Genomic DNA, 14,841 nt, shown 5'->3' on the forward strand with positions numbered 1-14,841 from the left:
AGGTCCTGTACAGGGCCGATAAGGCGCGGTCTTTTGTTTACACTACCTTTTGCGCGCCGTTGACGCGGTCCTGCGAAGCGTTAATGCATCGCTTGCATACTTTGAGCTGCGTGCCGTCCGATTTATTGCGCGTGTACAGCAGTTTGATCCGGGTCGTTTTGCACACGGGGCATGTGCCTCTTCCGTGGGACGGCATTTTCCACAGCGCTTTTCCTCGATTATTTTTAGACATAGGCGATGTCTCCTTTTAGGCTAGTTTCCTATTTGATTACAAGCAGTACTCATAGATCCGAATCTCACGTGCTTCCCGTTCGAAACCGGAGTCCCGGAGCAGCGCTATTCCGGCTTCATTCGTACCGGATACCGCAGCCGATACATGCGTTCTGCCGATCTCGCGGTGCTGACGCAAGCTTGCGGCAAGCAGCCCTTTGGCGATGCCTTGTCTCCGCCAGCCGGGCAAGGTGAAGAGGCGTTCCGTAATCCCGATTTCCGTGCCCCAGCTCATGGAGCTTCCGATTAGCGTATCCCCGTGGAAGGCAGCCATCACGAACCAGACCGGACCGCCCTGCATATAGTTCAGCATCTCCATCGAGTAATCGTTCCGGAGCACGGCTCGATCCGCCTCCAGGTAAGCTTCCTTTTCTGCAGCGGAACGCATCGGCCACGGCCGAATCTCGATGCCGGGCGGAAGCTGCGGAATCGGGGGGAGAGACGCTGAAACGTTACGCAAATACAGCGAAATGAGGTGCCCGGTGGGCCTAAATCCTCTCCCTTCGTAAAAGTCGCGATCCTGTTCATTGCGGATTCTGGCGAGCAAACGGGGGACGCCGCCGGCTTTTTCCTCGTGAAGCTTACGATATCGATGCACGAGTGCATCGGCCAGCTGTACTTTTAGGCGATACGCTTCATCTTCGGGCAGCGAAGAAAGATGTACGATGGTCATGACTAAATTTGCGTCCTTGTACATGAGCGCCCCTGCGCCGATGAGCCGGTCCCGTTCGTCCGCAGCGCAGAACCTGCTGAGCGGATCGATCGTTCGGTCCCACTTGAAGTGTCCCCAAGTGCCTGTGTCTATCGCATGAAGCGGTTCCAGATCCGCTTCACGAAATGGCCGAACCGTATAATTCATCCATATGCACACTCCTTTTATCGAAGACCGATATTCCGATGGCGGCTGCCGATGATTTCGCGAAACATCGCTTTCAGCCGGTTCATCGCATCCGACTCAATCCGCTTCGCTTCACTAGCGGCTTCAGCGAGCAGTTGAAAGGTCTTTTCCTCATGAGTCTCTTTTTTGAAAAGCACCGCGTCCATATGTTCAAAAACCGTAGTCAACTGATGGTACCGTTCGATCACCGGATCCAATCCGGGCACATGCGACTCGATTTCTTGCAGGTAAGCAAGGACGTATCGTTTCAGTTCCAGCATCCATCCTACGACGGTCGCGGTACCGGACCGCTCGAGGTCGCCCGAACGGAAAGCGTGGACCATGAAGTCATAGGCGCGTTTCCCGCAGCCGTATTGATCGGACGGCAATACGCTGTCATGCCTTTCCCATAAATAGACGGCTTGTACGAGAGATTCCCGGTACAGCTCCTCCATGCGAACCTCGAGCTTGTCTCCGAACGTCTGGCAGCACCAGTAGGGAGGACAGCTGCCCAGCAGATCGGCTTCACCCGGCACGTCGCGTTCGGGCTCGGTCACGGCAAACGCTCCGGTCCATAGGATAGACGGACGGCCAAGCCGACTCGCATTCATGACAGCGTTCCAGGCGGCTTCCTTGTACAACGGGAACGTTGGGCTGTCTGTATAGCCGCACCAGACCGTGTTGTGAATTCCTAAAAAATCGGCTGATAGCCAGTGTTCGGCTTGCCAGTTGTAAGTGTGGATGGAGTCCGCAGTAAGTCTGCGATCTACCTGAAATCGGAAGGCATTCGCCGTTACTCCGCTCAGCAGCGCTTCCGAACCGTGAAAATAACCGGATGCAGTTAGAGCATCGTGAAGGGCATCGATGTAATGTGAGTATGGTTTCATCGTGATAATCCTTTCATCTCGGGGGTGCCGAGCCCCATCGCGGCATCGGCCGGTCGGCTGCAGGGTGTTCGGCCAGGACCGCCCGAATGCATTGCATTGCTTGCTCCTCCATGGCGGAAGCTTCCTTTAACGCCATCGCCTGTTTCGTGGGATTCTTGGAATGATGCGCAACGAGGTCTTGATAGAGCGCGTCCAACTCCCCGTACAACGGGACGATATAGGTCAGCGCGGAAACGAGCGGAGCCGCTTCGCGGAAATAGGCGTGCAGCTCGCGCTTGGACTGCGCCGCCGAGGAAAGAATGTACGAAGCCCCGAACGAATGGAAACCGCCTTTCTCGAGTGCGGTGATCCAGTAACGGTAAGCGAGCTGCCCCGAACCAATATCGGTATTCGGCGGCGTTTTGTAGGGCGTTTCCCATTCCCGGACAGCAGTGCGCAGCGATTGCAAGACGACGTCCAGAGGATCTCGCTCCACTTTGCCGAGGATCAAATGAGCGTACCAATACGGCGTAAAATTCAATCCGAAATTGTCGTACAGCTTGATCTTTTCTTCCCCAGAACGCCCATCGGAATAAAAAAACACTTGATCATCATCGTCATATCCGTATATGACGCAAAACTCCGGCTCCCAAAAAATAACCCCGACGCCCCGGTTGATCGAAGCTTTCATCTCCCGCATAACAGCCTCGCGGTATAACGGAAACGTATGATGCCGCGTATGCCCGGCATAAATCGCCGAGGCAATCCCGATATTTTCGGCAGCAGGCTGATGCTCTTGCACCCACTCGCCGTATGCGGTGACGGACAAGGGTAGCAGCTCCTGATGGACGCAAAATTTGAACGCCATCCCCGTTTTGCCGGAAAGCATATACTTAGGCTCACTCCAGAGGCCTGCGGCTTCAAGGACAGCATGCAGGCAGTCGACGAACGTCTTGGATTGTCTGGACCATGTTAAGCCGGGAACAGTCCTTTTCAAGGTCGGCCCTCCTTTTCCTCGCTGCATAGTCTTATCATAATACACGTGGTACGACATAAAATGTCGTGTCATTCGGACGGGGCAATTTTTTCCATAATTTGTTGGCATCGGCGATAAAGCTTGTCCTTCAGCCATCCCGGCGACTCCAGTGCCTCCCATTCCTCTTCCATGAGCGTGGCTGTAAACCTATCGGGATCAAAAAACTCGATGTCGTATACATGCTTCACCTCGGTTGGAGCGGCAGGATACCCTCTCCAATGAGCGCTGTTCAATGGGGCTTGCAGCCGAATGCGGGCACGGAAAGGCTTTAGATTTTTAGAAATGGTTTGCGTTAGCCTGGAATTCGCCGGTTGCGTCGAGGGGGCAGGTAATTGCGTCGTATGATCGCCTTCTTCGAGCGTGTCCGGTGCTTGCTTGACGGCCGCATCCTTCTCGAGGACGATCTTGCGGATCTTCTGCAGCGCCACATATTCTTCCCTCGGTGCATGGGCATCCGCAGTGCGGACGACCACGTAATCTTCCCCGTATCGGTATAGCAGCTGTTCGGGAACGCCGGTGACGATCCGTTCGCCGTCGTCGGATGGAAGCCAAAGCTGAACCTGCCGCTTGTCTTTTATGGCGGTGTGCAGTGTGCTGATTCGGTGCAGCAGCTTCGGGTCGTATTCGAAAGCGGGCAGTTGGAACTCGCTGTGATCGCCCTGCGCCCCGCTCATTTGTTTGAATAGATGGGATAAGCGGTTGGCGTTGTGAAACGTGCCGCCGGTCACTTTGTTCACTTGCTCGAAACGGTACGACATAAACAACAGCACTTGCCGTTCTTGCTCGGTCAAATACATATTCGGCAGCACATATGTATCGTCCGTATAGGCGTAACCACGATGCTTTGCGACATATTGAAGCGGGGCTCCCATCGATGCGGCCATGTATTCGATATCCCGCTGTGCCTGCCGGGTCGAAATTTCGAATTGACGGGCGAGTGCAGCACTGTTCGGGTATTTGCGCAGCCTTACCTGTCCGTCGAACCATAAGATGCGATGCTGGTTGCTCAAGCGGCGTTCCTCCCGTTCGTTGATTTTGTTAGCATTGTACAAAAAAAGCTGAACTTTGGCTATTTATGCCAGGAGCGGCGACGCGTTATGATCGATGGCAGATTTAGTTTTATGGACAGCCCGGATTGAGTTTGATTCGGAGGAGTTTGATTCGTAGGATTTGATTCGGAGGGATCGATATGAAAACGAAACAACCCGCAATGCATGAACTGGCAGCAGTGCAACTGCTGCATGAGACGATGGAGGCGCGTATCGGGTATCCGGCTGTTGTTGCGCCGGGCGAAACTTATCCGAGCCTAGCCGTAACGAGCAAGCGTGCAGGGACGGTATCGGTGAACGTGTTTCATGAGGAGAGCGGCGAACGGATCGCAGTCGCAGCCGAGCAGCCGCTGCAAGCGGGAGAGGTAGCTGTTATTCGTGTTCCGGGGACAGCTTATAAGAGCGGAGTCTGCTGCATGAAAGCGGAGCTTCGGCTCGACGGGCTCCCGCCTGAGATAGACTGTTATTATTTTACCGCTGTCGAGGGGCTGCCGCCGAACAGCAGCAAAGCCGCATACGTGAACGAGCGGGGGCGCATGACTTATTTGCCGGATTACCGGGGCAATCGGCTGCCGGATTTTTCAGGAGTCGGCTATAGCGGAGGCGGCGTGGCAATCCCGGACGTTCCGGTTATGGCGACGCTGGAGCCTGCGCCGGGAGACAACACGGGCCGGATTCAGGAAGCGATTGATCGAGTATCAGGGCTGCCGCTGGACGACCGCGGCATTCGCGGGGCTGTGCTGCTGCGCAAAGGCGTCTATGAGATCGCCGGCTCGATTGAGGTGAAGGCGAGCGGCGTCGTACTGCGCGGCGAAGGACAGGGCGATGTCCGGAAGCTGTGGTACGACCCGGACCAGCGCTATGATTTGGCGCGTCTGCAGGAAGCGCTCGCCGGGACGGAGGCGACCGTGCTGCTCGCCACCGGTTCGGTACGGCGACGGGTGTTGAAGATTCATGGTTCGGAGCAATCGGTCCGCGTACCGGCATCCGACAGCAGCGAAATATTGGACTCTTACGTCCCGGCCGGAGCGAATGCGTTCCGCGTCGAGCATCCGGAGCGGTTCCGTGTCGGCGATACGATTATCGTGCAGCGGAGCGGGAACGCCGATTGGATCGGAGAAATCGGGATGGACCGCATTCCTCCACGCGACGACGGCGGTAAAATTACGCAGTGGTCGCCGTTCGGCCTGGAGTTCGAACATGTCGTCACGGCCATCGAGCAGGATCGGATCACCGTCGATTCTTCCTTGATGAACGCGGTAGACAAGCGGTGGGGCGGCGGACGAATATACAAATTCGAAGACCCGGGCCGCATCAGCCAGGTCGGCGTCGAAAGCCTAAGAGCCATTGCCTATTGGCAGCCGAATGAGGACGGCGTGGACGATACGCGGCATGCCGACGAATTCGTCGATCTGGATTATTGCAAAAACGGGTGGGTACGCAATGTGACGCTGGAACATTTCAACAGCACGAACGGCGCATTCCGGACCGGAAGAGGCTCGAAGTGGATTACGATTCAGGATTCCTCGAACTTGATCGCGGACCGAAAGTACTATAACGGCAAAGGCTACGATCCGACCGGACGCACATTTTACGAGACGAATATTTATGTCGGCCGTTACGGCTTCTACTTGATCGGCCAATCGGGGCTGGTACAGCGCTGCTTTGCGCTAAACAACCGCCACGGCTTTACGCTCGGCTCCCGGGTAACGGGACCTAACGTCTTCCTAGACTGTATCGGCGAACAGCCGCTTACATGGAGCGAACCGCATCACCGCTGGTCCGTTGGAGGTTTGTACGATAATGTGCATGACATGATCTCGCTGATGAACCGGCTGAATATGGGCTCCGGTCACGGCTGGGCCGGCGCGAACTACGTCGCTTGGAACACGGAAGGGACGCTTGTCGCCCATCAGCCGCCAACGGCTCAAAACTGGGCGATCGGCCATATCGGAAAAAAAGATCCAGGCGGCAACCGGGGCCCGGACGGCTTTTGGGATTCGCACGGGCAGCATGTGGAGCCGCGCAGTCTGTATGTGCAGCAGTTAAAAGACCGACTCGGCGAAGAAGCATTGCGCAGCACGGGGTATTAGAAGCGCGCGGCATTACAACTGAACATAGAGGTTGGCCGCTTTGCAGTTTACGTATTATTTAATGGGACAGAGCTATCATTTTCGTTCGAAAATAAAAAAAATTCGATTGAATAGGCCGAAACGAATAATTCGGAGGAGTATGGCTCTGAATCGTTCGATTTGGTCTTTTATTTGCCTTGCATTATTATTTTCATCTGAGAATAATTGCTTTGGCCCAACAATTAGTTCATTTTCCTCTGCTGTTCCGAGGGCATATGACGTAGGCAGTGGCAAACGCATTCGAAGGCTGCCAAATCCGCAGCTAAGTTTTTTTGTAACATAGTATTGAATTCTGCATCCATATGCGATATATTGCATATTACAGAAGGGGGATTACGATGCCAATTCCTAGTAATTTCGCAACACCGGCTCGTATGTCAGCCAAAGAACGGGCTTTATCGCAGATCCAACGTTGGATCATTGACGGAACACTCCAGCCCGGCGAAAAATTGATCGATGCGGACCTGGCCGAAGCGCTCGGGGTCAGCAGAACGCCGATCCGGGAAGCGTTGCAGCTTCTCGAAATGCAAAATCTGATCGAGATGCATCCGGGAAAAGATACGAGAGTCAAGACGATCGAAAAAGACGACGTTTTGAAAATGTATCCTACGCTTGCCGCACTCCACAGCTTGGCTGCCGAGCTGGCGGCGCCTGTCATTATTCCTGAACAAATCGAGCAGTTGAAGGAGCTGAATGCCCAGTTCTCCCAAGCGATCGAACACGGGCAGCCTTTTCAGGCGATGGAGCTCGACGAACAATTCCATAATCTGATTATCGAGATTGCGGACAATCCCTACGTAACCTCTTTCAGCGGATCGCTGCAAATTCATATCCGCCGGTTCAAGTACGTCTTTCTAAAGCAGCCTGTCGCTGCAACCTATGCTTCGGTTCAAGAGCATGCGGATATCATCCGAGCCTTGGAACAGGGGGATGCCGCTGGTGCTGCGGCGGTTATGAAGCAAAACCTGCTGCGGCCGATGAATGAGCTGTATGCTTTAATCTAGCTTATTGTGATCTAACCTATATCGAAAGGATCGATTCGTATGCCAGACAAAGAAGATTTACGCATCCGCAGTAAAGTCATCAGCGAAGGTGTCAACCGCACGCCGAACAGGGCTATGCTTCGAGCCGTAGGCTTCCAGGATGAGGATTTTCAAAAGCCGATGATCGGCGTTGCCAGCACATGGAGTGAAGTGACGCCATGCAATATTCATATCGATCAATTGGCTAGGCACGCAAAAAAAGGGCTGCAGGCGCATGGTGGCGCTCCGCTCATTTTCAATACGATCACTGTGTCCGACGGCATTTCAATGGGACATGAGGGCATGTTGTTTTCTTTGCCCAGCCGCGAAATCATCGCCGATTCGATTGAGATCGTCACCAACGCGGAACGGTTCGACGGCCTGGTCGCGATCGGTGGGTGCGATAAAAATACACCTGCCTGTTTGATGGCTATCGGCCGAATGAATATACCTGCCGTATACGTATATGGCGGAACAATTCAGCCAGGCCACCTCGACGGCAAGAGCGTCGACATCGTAACGGCTTTCGAAGCGGTCGGTCAGTATCATGAAGGGATGATGGACGAGAAACAGCTGCATCGGATCGAATGTACGGTATGTCCCGGGGCTGGCGCTTGCGGGGGGATGTACACGGCCAATACGATGGCTTCGGCAGCAGAGGCGCTCGGAATGAGCCTGCCCGGTTCGTCTTCCACCCCCGCGATTGCAAGCGGCAAGTCGGACGAATGCGAACGTGCCGGGAAGGCGGTGCTGGAGCTTCTGCGTAACGACATCGTTCCTCGCGATATTATGACGAAGCGGGCGTTTGAAAACGCGATTACAGTTGTCATGGCGCTCGGAGGTTCAACGAATGCGTTTCTCCATTTGCTGGCGATTGCTCATTCCGTGCAGGTGGACCTGACGCTGGACGACTTCGAGCGCATTCGGCGAAAAGTGCCCCATCTGGCCGACCTGAAGCCAAGCGGAAAATATGCGATGCAGGACCTTAATGAAATCGGCGGCGTACCCGGGGTTATGAAACTTCTGCTGGAGCAAGGACTTCTGCATGGGGATTGTTTGACGGTCACCGGAAAAAAATTGGCCGAGAACTTGGCTTCCGAACAACCGTTAAAGGAAGGACAAACGATCATTCGTCCTATCGACAATCCGTTAAAACCAAGCGGGCCTCTGGTCGTATTGAAAGGGAACCTCGCTCCGGAGGGAGCTGTGGCCAAAATGTCCGGCTTGAAAAAGTCGCGCTTTACCGGCCCGTGCCGCGTATTCGACAACGAAGACGAGGCCACGCAGGCAATTATGAACGGAGAGATCGGCAAGGGGGATGTCGTGGTTATCCGCTATGCGGGGCCGCAGGGCGGACCGGGTATGCCGGAAATGTTATCCGTCACGGCGATGCTGGTAGGCAAAGGACTCGGCGGCGAGGTTGCGCTGTTAACGGACGGCCGGTTTTCCGGCGGCTCGCATGGCTTTGTCGTCGGTCATGTCGCACCGGAAGCGCAGGTTGGAGGTCCAATCGCCTTGCTGCAGGATGGAGACATCATTACGATTGACAGCGACACGCAGGAAATTCATGTTGAAGTATCCGAAGCGGAGCTGGAGGCACGAGCCAAACGGTGGGTCAAACCACCGCTGAAGTTTTCAACAGGCGTGTTGAATAAATACGCCCGGCTCGTATCGTCGGCTTCCAGAGGCGCCGTGACGGATTTGGATAACTAAACCGACTGAGAAGCTGCTGTCCGCTCGATAGCGGTTTCTCGTCATTGGTACGGTGCTGTCTGAACGAAGTGATGGATCGTCGTTCCTCCCCAGACGTAAAAGCGTTAGCTCGAAGCAAGGTGCTTCGGCGGTACGCAAAAGACGCCGCCAAACCGCTAAGTAAGCGGGGATGGCGGCGTCTTTTGTGTGCAAAGCCAACCTGTACCGGGCGCGGGGCGCGATACCAGGAATGGTTCGGGTGACAAAGTGACAGTGACAGTCCGAATGTGCTGTGCAATCCGGCGGTTGCGTCACAGCACGCAAGAACCCACGCCGTTTAGCGCGCCGGAGCCGGGCGCAGTACGGCATCGTTCGTCCCATCGGCGAGCGCTTCGCCGGCCTGAAGCCGGTACATCTGATCGTATTTGCCCTGCAGCCGCATCAGCTCCTCATGATTGCCGCGCTCTACGATGCGGCCATGGTCGAGGACGAGAATTTGGTCCGCGCTGCGGATCGTCGACAGCCGGTGGGCGATCACGAACGTCGTGCGGCCTTGCTTGAGCACGTCCAGCGCGTTCTGGATGACGGCTTCGGTCTCGGTGTCGATGCTGGCAGTCGCTTCATCGAGGATGAGGATCGCCGGGTCGAAGGCAAGCGCCCGGGCGAACGAGATGAGCTGCCGCTGCCCGGCGGACAGCGTGCTGCCTTTCTCGATGACCGGCTCGTCGATACCGCCGGGCAGCGACATGAACATGTCGTACGCGCCTACGTCACGGAGTGCCTGCTCGACTCGGTCACGCGTGACAGCCGGGTCGTTCAGGCTGATATTGGAAGCGATCGTACCGGTGAACAGGAATGGGTCCTGCAGCACGATGCCCATATGCTGGCGAAGCAGCTGCCGCGGAATACCGCTGATGTCGCGGCCGTCGATGCGGATCGTTCCCCGCTGCGGGTCGTAGAAGCGGAACAGCAGGTTCAGAATCGAGCTTTTGCCGGAGCCGGTATGACCGATGAGCGCGACCGTTTCGCCTTGCTTTGCTTCGAACGAAATGTCCTGAAGCACCATCTCGTCGTTTTTGTAGGCGAAGTGGACGCCTTCGAACGATACGTCGCCGCGGTATCGCTCCAGCTTGCCGGAGACGACGTCTGTTCCTTCCTCGTCGAGCAGCTCGAACACCCGCTCGGCGGAGACGAGCGCCGTCTCCAGGTTGCTGAGCTGGTTCACAATGCCGACAATCGGTTGAAACATCCGGTTCATATAGTCTACGAATGCATACAGCACGCCGACGGTGACCAGGGGACCGAGATACTGGCCGCCGAACATCCAGATAACGATCAGAAATATGATATTGCGAAAGACGTTGACCAAATTGTGCGACGTAATGGAATTCAAGTTCAACATCTTGTTCTGATAAGCGAAATATTCCCCGTTCAGCCGCTCGAATTCATTCATCGTGTGCTTCTGCCGCCGGAATGCGCGGATGATCGGCATGCCTTGGATCGACTCGTTGATGATGCCGTTAATGTCGCTGAGCCGGGCGCGAATGACACGGTTATACGCTGCTGCGAACCGGCGGTAGACGAGGATCCAGACGTACGTGAGCGGCAGCATCGGCAGCGCGATCACCGCCAGCGTCGGGTTCAGCAGGAATAATGCCCCGAGAATCGCTCCCATATAAATGATGCCCGAGAAAAAATTAGCGAGCACGTTCACGTACAGCTCGCGCACGGACTCCGTATCGTTCGTAATGCGCGATACCACTTTTCCGGCGGGCAAATTATCGAAATACGGGACGGGCAGCCGCTGCACGTGGGCGAACACGTCCGTGCGCATCCGGGCGATAATCCGGTTGGCCGACGTTTGCAGCAAGTACCGCTGTCCGTAGGTGAACAGCGCGCTCAGCACGAGCAGGCCGAAGTAGCATACGGCAAGCACGAGCAGGACGGACAATTCCGGCCGGTAAAAGCCGAACAGCTCCGCAGCAGTCAGCTGCTTTGCGGTATAAGCCGCTTCCCGCCCGTCCTGCGAGCGAACGGTCAGCCGCTCGCCCTCCACGCTGCGCCGGCCGTCGAAGGCAAGCGGTTCCGCAACAAAATAGTAGCTGCGGCCCACTTGCAGCACGTGAGCTTCCGGTCCTTTGGCTTCGCCTTCGGCCCAATGGTCGCTTCGTTTATACCGTTTACCGTCGTACGGGACGGCGGCCGTATCGCCCGGCGAAGCTTCGTACCATGCGAACTCGATGCCGAGAATATGCCGGTCGATCATCCGTTTGGCGATCAGCGGACCGGCCATCTCGGCACAGACGGCCAGCGTCAGCAGGGCGAGGGCGATGAGGATCGGCCTCTTGAAGCCCCACGCGTATTGAAACAGCCTGGCGCCGGTGCGGTTTGTTTTTTTCATCGTCGTATCACCTTTTTCCTGATTCCGATTCGGAGGTTCCTTCCAGCTGCTGGCGATCGTACTGGTCTTTGTACCAGCCGCCCTGCCGAAGCAGCTGCTCGTGCCTGCCTTCTTCCGCGATGCGTCCCTCGTCGAGGACGACGATCCAGTCGGCATGCTGCACGGCGGAAAGGCGGTGGGTCGTGATCAGCGTCGTCTTGCCGGCCCGTTCGCGGCGGATGCCGGACACGATCTCCGTCTCGGTCTTCGCATCGACGGCCGACAGCGCGTCATCGAGCAGCAATATTTCCGGATCGGCGATCAATGCCCTGGCGATGGAAACACGCTGCTTCTGTCCGCCGGAGAGCGCCACGCCTTTTTCGCCGACCAGCGTATCCAGACCGTCCGGCAGGAACTGCACGTCTTTGGCGAAGGAAGCAAGCTCCAGCGCCTGCTGCAGCTCTTGCTCGCCCGCGCCTTCCCGGCCGTACAAAATATTATCGCGAATCGAGCGGGAGAACAGCACCGGCTGCTGCGGCACGTAGCCGATCCAGCCATGCAGCTGCTCCAGCGCGATCCGGTCTACGGCGGAGCCGGCGATGGACAGCGATCCGCTGCCCACCGGATATTCGCGCAGCAGCTGCTTTAGCAGCGTCGTTTTGCCGCTGCCGGTACGGCCGACGATCCCGAGCGTCTGTCCGCGGACCAGGCGGAGGGAGATGCCGCTCAAGTTGTCCGTCGGGGAAGACGGATAGCGGAACGTAACATTGTCGAATACGATGTCGTGAGGGACGCCGACGGCAGCGGGATGCTCCGCGCTTTCCACGTCGGGCGTATAAGCGAGCGTCTCGTTCACGCGGTCGAGCGAAGCGTTGCCCCGCTGCATAATGTTGATCAGCTCACCGATCGCCAGCATCGGCCAAATCAGCATGCCGAGAAAGACGTTGAACGACACAAGCTCGCCGAGCGTAATCTCGTTATGGAATACGAGGTAAGCCCCGTAGCACAGCCCGATCAAATAACTGACGCCGACCAGCACTTTGATCACCGGATCGAACAGCGCGTCGATTTGGGCGACGGCCCGGTTTTTCTCGTACACTTCGTCGGTCATTTGCTTGAATTGATGCTGGCTGGACGTCTCCTGCACGAACGCGCGAATGACGCGCACGCCGCCGATCGTCTCCAGTACCTGGTCGTTCATCCGCCCGAAGGCGTCTTGCGCACGGGTATAACGCTCGTGGATGCGCTTGCCGAACTTTTGCATCAGCCAGGCCATTAGCGGCAGCGGTAGCAGCGAGGCGAGCGTCAGCTTCCACGAAATGAGTGCAGCCATCGCAATCAAGATCGTCAGCATGAACAAGCTCGAATCGATCAAGGTCAGAATACCGAATCCCGCCGTGACCGACACAGCCCGCAAGTCGTTGGTCGCCCGGGCCATCAGATCGCCGGTCCGGTTCCGTTCGTAGAAGGTCGGCGTCATCCGCAGCAAATGCTTCATGAAGCCGGTGCGCAGCGTCCGCTCCAGGACGAACGCGCCGCCGAACAGCTGGTACATCCATACATAGTTGATCGAGTAGCCAATGACGGTAAGCGCGCCCCACCAGGCCAGCAGGCGGTACAAATCCGCGCCGGACAGGGAGCCCGTATGAATGCCGTCGATGGAGTATCCGATCAGCTTGGGCGGAATGACATCGATGATGCCCGCAATCGCAAGCAGGATGATGGCGGAGGCGTATCTTTTCCAATGCGCGGCAAAAAACCAGCGCAGCTTGTGCAGCACGATAAACATAATCATTCCCTCCTGCAGCTTCTGAAAATAAAAATAAAAAAAGGCATCCGCCGGCAAGCGGTATGCCTTCTAGGCCCCGATGGAACGGGGCGTGCCCGTGCCGCCGTCCTTACGGACGGAGCGCTGGCATAAAAAAGGCGCATGATTACGGCAGCGTAACCGGTGCGCACCTGATTTCGATCCCATTCATATTACGAGGGTCTTCGGAAACGGCGGGTTACGCTAACGAGGCTATGCAGTTGATGGAGCAATATCCGATGCGCAGCATTTGACATAACGTAACCGTCCTTTTCTGGAAAATAACTACATCGTCCACTGTATCACTGCCCCCGAACAGGCGTCAACGGAAAAAATCGTTATAAAACAACTGCCTGTCTCCGCGAAGCCGCTTACCTATTTTCGTGCACGCGGTCCAACGACCCAAGCCTTTTTTTACCGCGCGGCATACGATGAATTAGACAAGTAGAACAAGGCTGTCGTAACGACAAGTTCTTCAAAGGCAGGGATTACGATGAGCAAAAGAAGGCAGTTGAAACCCGTTGTATTCATTCCCGTCGATGCCGCAAGCCGGGGAAGGAGCCGGGTGTATGATCGGGCGACCGGCATAGGCCGGGATTTAGCGACCGCTTCGGGCAAAAGCAAACGGAACGCGGCGGCACCGCGCAAGCCGAGAATCGCCATGCCGCGGTATGATTTGAACGAAGTGGAGGTTCAAGGCGTATTGGGTGCGTTAGGCGGGGAAGGAGGCACCGCTGCGGCTGGCGCTCCGCAAACGGGGGGAGGCGATTTATCGTTCCTCTTCAAGAAGGTAGGCGGCCTCGACGGCATCATATCGACCATGAGCAAAGTCCAAAGGATGTATACGCTCTTCCAGCAAATGGGACCGATCTTTAAACTGATGGGGGGCTTCGGCGGCTTTGGCGGGTTGGGCGGCTTATTGGGGGGAGCCCAAGCCAAGACGGCCAGTGTGAAACCCGGCTCCAGCCGCCGTCCGGCGCGGAGAAAGTCCAGGAAGCGGTAGAGCCGGATAAGGTCAGGAATAAGGAGGGGATGGCCGTGCTCATCTATGTGGCGGTGGGGGACTCGCTGACCGTGGGCGTAGGCGCTTGGCCGGGATCAGGGCTCGTGCCGCAATATCGCGCACTCGCGTCGAAAGCAGCGAACGCTTATGTGGAGAGTATCAATTTCGGGAAGGCCGGCGCGACGACCGGAGACATTCTCCGGTTGGTCAAGTCCAGCCCGAGATTGCGATTCATGCTGGTTCGCGCCGACATCATTACGCTTACGGCCGGCGGTAACGATTTGATCCGTGCGGCCAAACAATTCGCCCGCAAGCCGGATCCGCATGTCTTCCCGGAAGCGCTGCGCGAATGCCGGGAGCATTACGCGGAGATCGTGAATACGATTCGTACGCTGAAAGCAAGCCACGGGAACCGCTATATTATTCGCGCAGCCGATTTGTACAATCCGTATCCGAAAGTGCCGGAGGCGGCGCTGTGGGTACAGCGCTTCAACCGGCATATCGATAGTCTGCAATGCGGCAATTTCAAGATGGCTTTGGTCTACGGGCAATTCCTCGGCCGGGAGCCAGAGATGTTGTCCGCCGACGGCCTTCATCCGAACAAGCAGGGCTACCGCACCATCGCGGAGCAGATGAACCGGCTCGGGTACCGGCCATTGTTGTAATTCACGCATGATGCACAAAAAAATCCGGTGCAGGCTGCAGCC

The 14,841-nt window shown here is 56.5% G+C and carries 12 protein-coding genes; 5 read left to right on the plus strand and 7 right to left on the minus strand.

Going from position 1 to position 14,841, the window contains the following annotated elements; genetic code table 11:
• Nucleotides 1-37 precede the first annotated feature (37 nt).
• The 5 genes from KXG62_RS09905 to KXG62_RS09925 form a co-directional block, all read right to left on the minus strand.
• Nucleotides 38-232, minus strand: coding sequence for a hypothetical protein (locus KXG62_RS09905; RefSeq protein ID WP_218091779.1), 195 nt, complete (start codon nt 230-232; stop codon nt 38-40).
• Between the two features lie 36 nt (nt 233-268).
• A complete protein-coding gene (locus KXG62_RS09910) occupies nt 269-1,129 on the minus strand; it encodes a GNAT family N-acetyltransferase (RefSeq protein WP_218091780.1) in 861 nt (286 codons plus the stop codon).
• Nucleotides 1,130-1,146: 17 nt separating this feature from the next.
• Nucleotides 1,147-2,034, minus strand: a complete 888-nt coding sequence (locus KXG62_RS09915; RefSeq protein WP_218091781.1) for a hypothetical protein — start codon at nt 2,032-2,034, stop codon at nt 1,147-1,149.
• 13 nt (nt 2,035-2,047) lie between these two features.
• Nucleotides 2,048-3,010, minus strand: a complete 963-nt coding sequence (locus tag KXG62_RS09920; RefSeq protein ID WP_218091782.1) for a hypothetical protein — start codon at nt 3,008-3,010, stop codon at nt 2,048-2,050.
• Between the two features lie 68 nt (nt 3,011-3,078).
• Nucleotides 3,079-4,059 (minus strand): helix-turn-helix transcriptional regulator, encoded by a 981-nt coding sequence (locus KXG62_RS09925; protein WP_218091783.1) that lies wholly within the window; start codon nt 4,057-4,059, stop codon nt 3,079-3,081.
• 179 nt (nt 4,060-4,238) lie between these two features.
• On the opposite strand from KXG62_RS09925, the gene KXG62_RS09930 reads away from it, so the two are divergent.
• The 3 genes from KXG62_RS09930 (at nt 4,239) to ilvD (ending at nt 8,965) form a co-directional block, all read left to right on the plus strand.
• Nucleotides 4,239-6,191: a hypothetical protein gene (locus KXG62_RS09930; RefSeq protein WP_218091784.1), complete on the plus strand. Its 1,953-nt coding sequence runs from the start codon at nt 4,239-4,241 to the stop codon at nt 6,189-6,191.
• A gap of 377 nt (nt 6,192-6,568) precedes the next feature.
• A complete protein-coding gene (locus tag KXG62_RS09935; RefSeq protein WP_218091785.1) occupies nt 6,569-7,234 on the plus strand; it encodes a GntR family transcriptional regulator in 666 nt (221 codons plus the stop codon).
• 39 nt (nt 7,235-7,273) lie between these two features.
• Nucleotides 7,274-8,965 (plus strand): dihydroxy-acid dehydratase, encoded by a 1,692-nt coding sequence (ilvD, locus tag KXG62_RS09940; protein ID WP_218091786.1) that lies wholly within the window; start codon nt 7,274-7,276, stop codon nt 8,963-8,965.
• Nucleotides 8,966-9,281: 316 nt separating this feature from the next.
• Here ilvD and KXG62_RS09945 read toward each other — a convergent pair whose 3' ends face one another.
• The gene (locus KXG62_RS09945) at nt 9,282-11,345 is read right to left on the minus strand and encodes an ABC transporter ATP-binding protein (RefSeq protein ID WP_218091787.1); all 2,064 of its coding nucleotides are present in this window, start codon (nt 11,343-11,345) and stop codon (nt 9,282-9,284) included.
• Nucleotides 11,346-11,352: 7 nt separating this feature from the next.
• Nucleotides 11,353-13,113 (minus strand): ABC transporter ATP-binding protein, encoded by a 1,761-nt coding sequence (locus tag KXG62_RS09950; protein ID WP_218091788.1) that lies wholly within the window; start codon nt 13,111-13,113, stop codon nt 11,353-11,355.
• Nucleotides 13,114-13,624: 511 nt separating this feature from the next.
• Here KXG62_RS09950 and KXG62_RS09955 point away from each other — a divergent pair.
• Together KXG62_RS09955 and KXG62_RS09960 are read left to right on the plus strand one after the other, a co-directional pair.
• Nucleotides 13,625-14,134 carry a hypothetical protein gene (locus KXG62_RS09955; RefSeq protein ID WP_218091789.1) on the plus strand — a complete coding sequence of 170 codons (510 nt, stop codon included), beginning with the start codon at nt 13,625-13,627 and terminating at the stop codon, nt 14,132-14,134.
• Nucleotides 14,135-14,163: 29 nt separating this feature from the next.
• The gene (locus KXG62_RS09960) at nt 14,164-14,799 is read left to right on the plus strand and encodes a GDSL-type esterase/lipase family protein (RefSeq protein ID WP_218091790.1); all 636 of its coding nucleotides are present in this window, start codon (nt 14,164-14,166) and stop codon (nt 14,797-14,799) included.
• Nucleotides 14,800-14,841: the final 42 nt, after the last annotated feature.

This window comes from Paenibacillus solanacearum (assembly GCF_910593845.1).
GTDB classification, from domain to species: Bacteria; Bacillota; Bacilli; order Paenibacillales; family NBRC-103111; genus Paenibacillus_G; species Paenibacillus_G solanacearum.

Coding starts and splice junctions, on each gene's coding strand:
- KXG62_RS09905 (WP_218091779.1), bottom strand. CDS start 232: ATGTCTAAAAATAATCGAGGAAAAGCGCTGTGGAAAATGCCGTCCCAC.
- KXG62_RS09910 (WP_218091780.1), bottom strand. CDS start 1,129: ATGAATTATACGGTTCGGCCATTTCGTGAAGCGGATCTGGAACCGCTT.
- KXG62_RS09915 (WP_218091781.1), bottom strand. CDS start 2,034: ATGAAACCATACTCACATTACATCGATGCCCTTCACGATGCTCTAACT.
- KXG62_RS09930 (WP_218091784.1), top strand. CDS start 4,239: ATGAAAACGAAACAACCCGCAATGCATGAACTGGCAGCAGTGCAACTG.
- KXG62_RS09935 (WP_218091785.1), top strand. CDS start 6,569: ATGCCAATTCCTAGTAATTTCGCAACACCGGCTCGTATGTCAGCCAAA.
- ilvD (WP_218091786.1), top strand. CDS start 7,274: ATGCCAGACAAAGAAGATTTACGCATCCGCAGTAAAGTCATCAGCGAA.
- KXG62_RS09945 (WP_218091787.1), bottom strand. CDS start 11,345: ATGAAAAAAACAAACCGCACCGGCGCCAGGCTGTTTCAATACGCGTGG.
- KXG62_RS09950 (WP_218091788.1), bottom strand. CDS start 13,113: ATGTTTATCGTGCTGCACAAGCTGCGCTGGTTTTTTGCCGCGCATTGG.
- KXG62_RS09955 (WP_218091789.1), top strand. CDS start 13,625: ATGAGCAAAAGAAGGCAGTTGAAACCCGTTGTATTCATTCCCGTCGAT.
- KXG62_RS09960 (WP_218091790.1), top strand. CDS start 14,164: ATGGCCGTGCTCATCTATGTGGCGGTGGGGGACTCGCTGACCGTGGGC.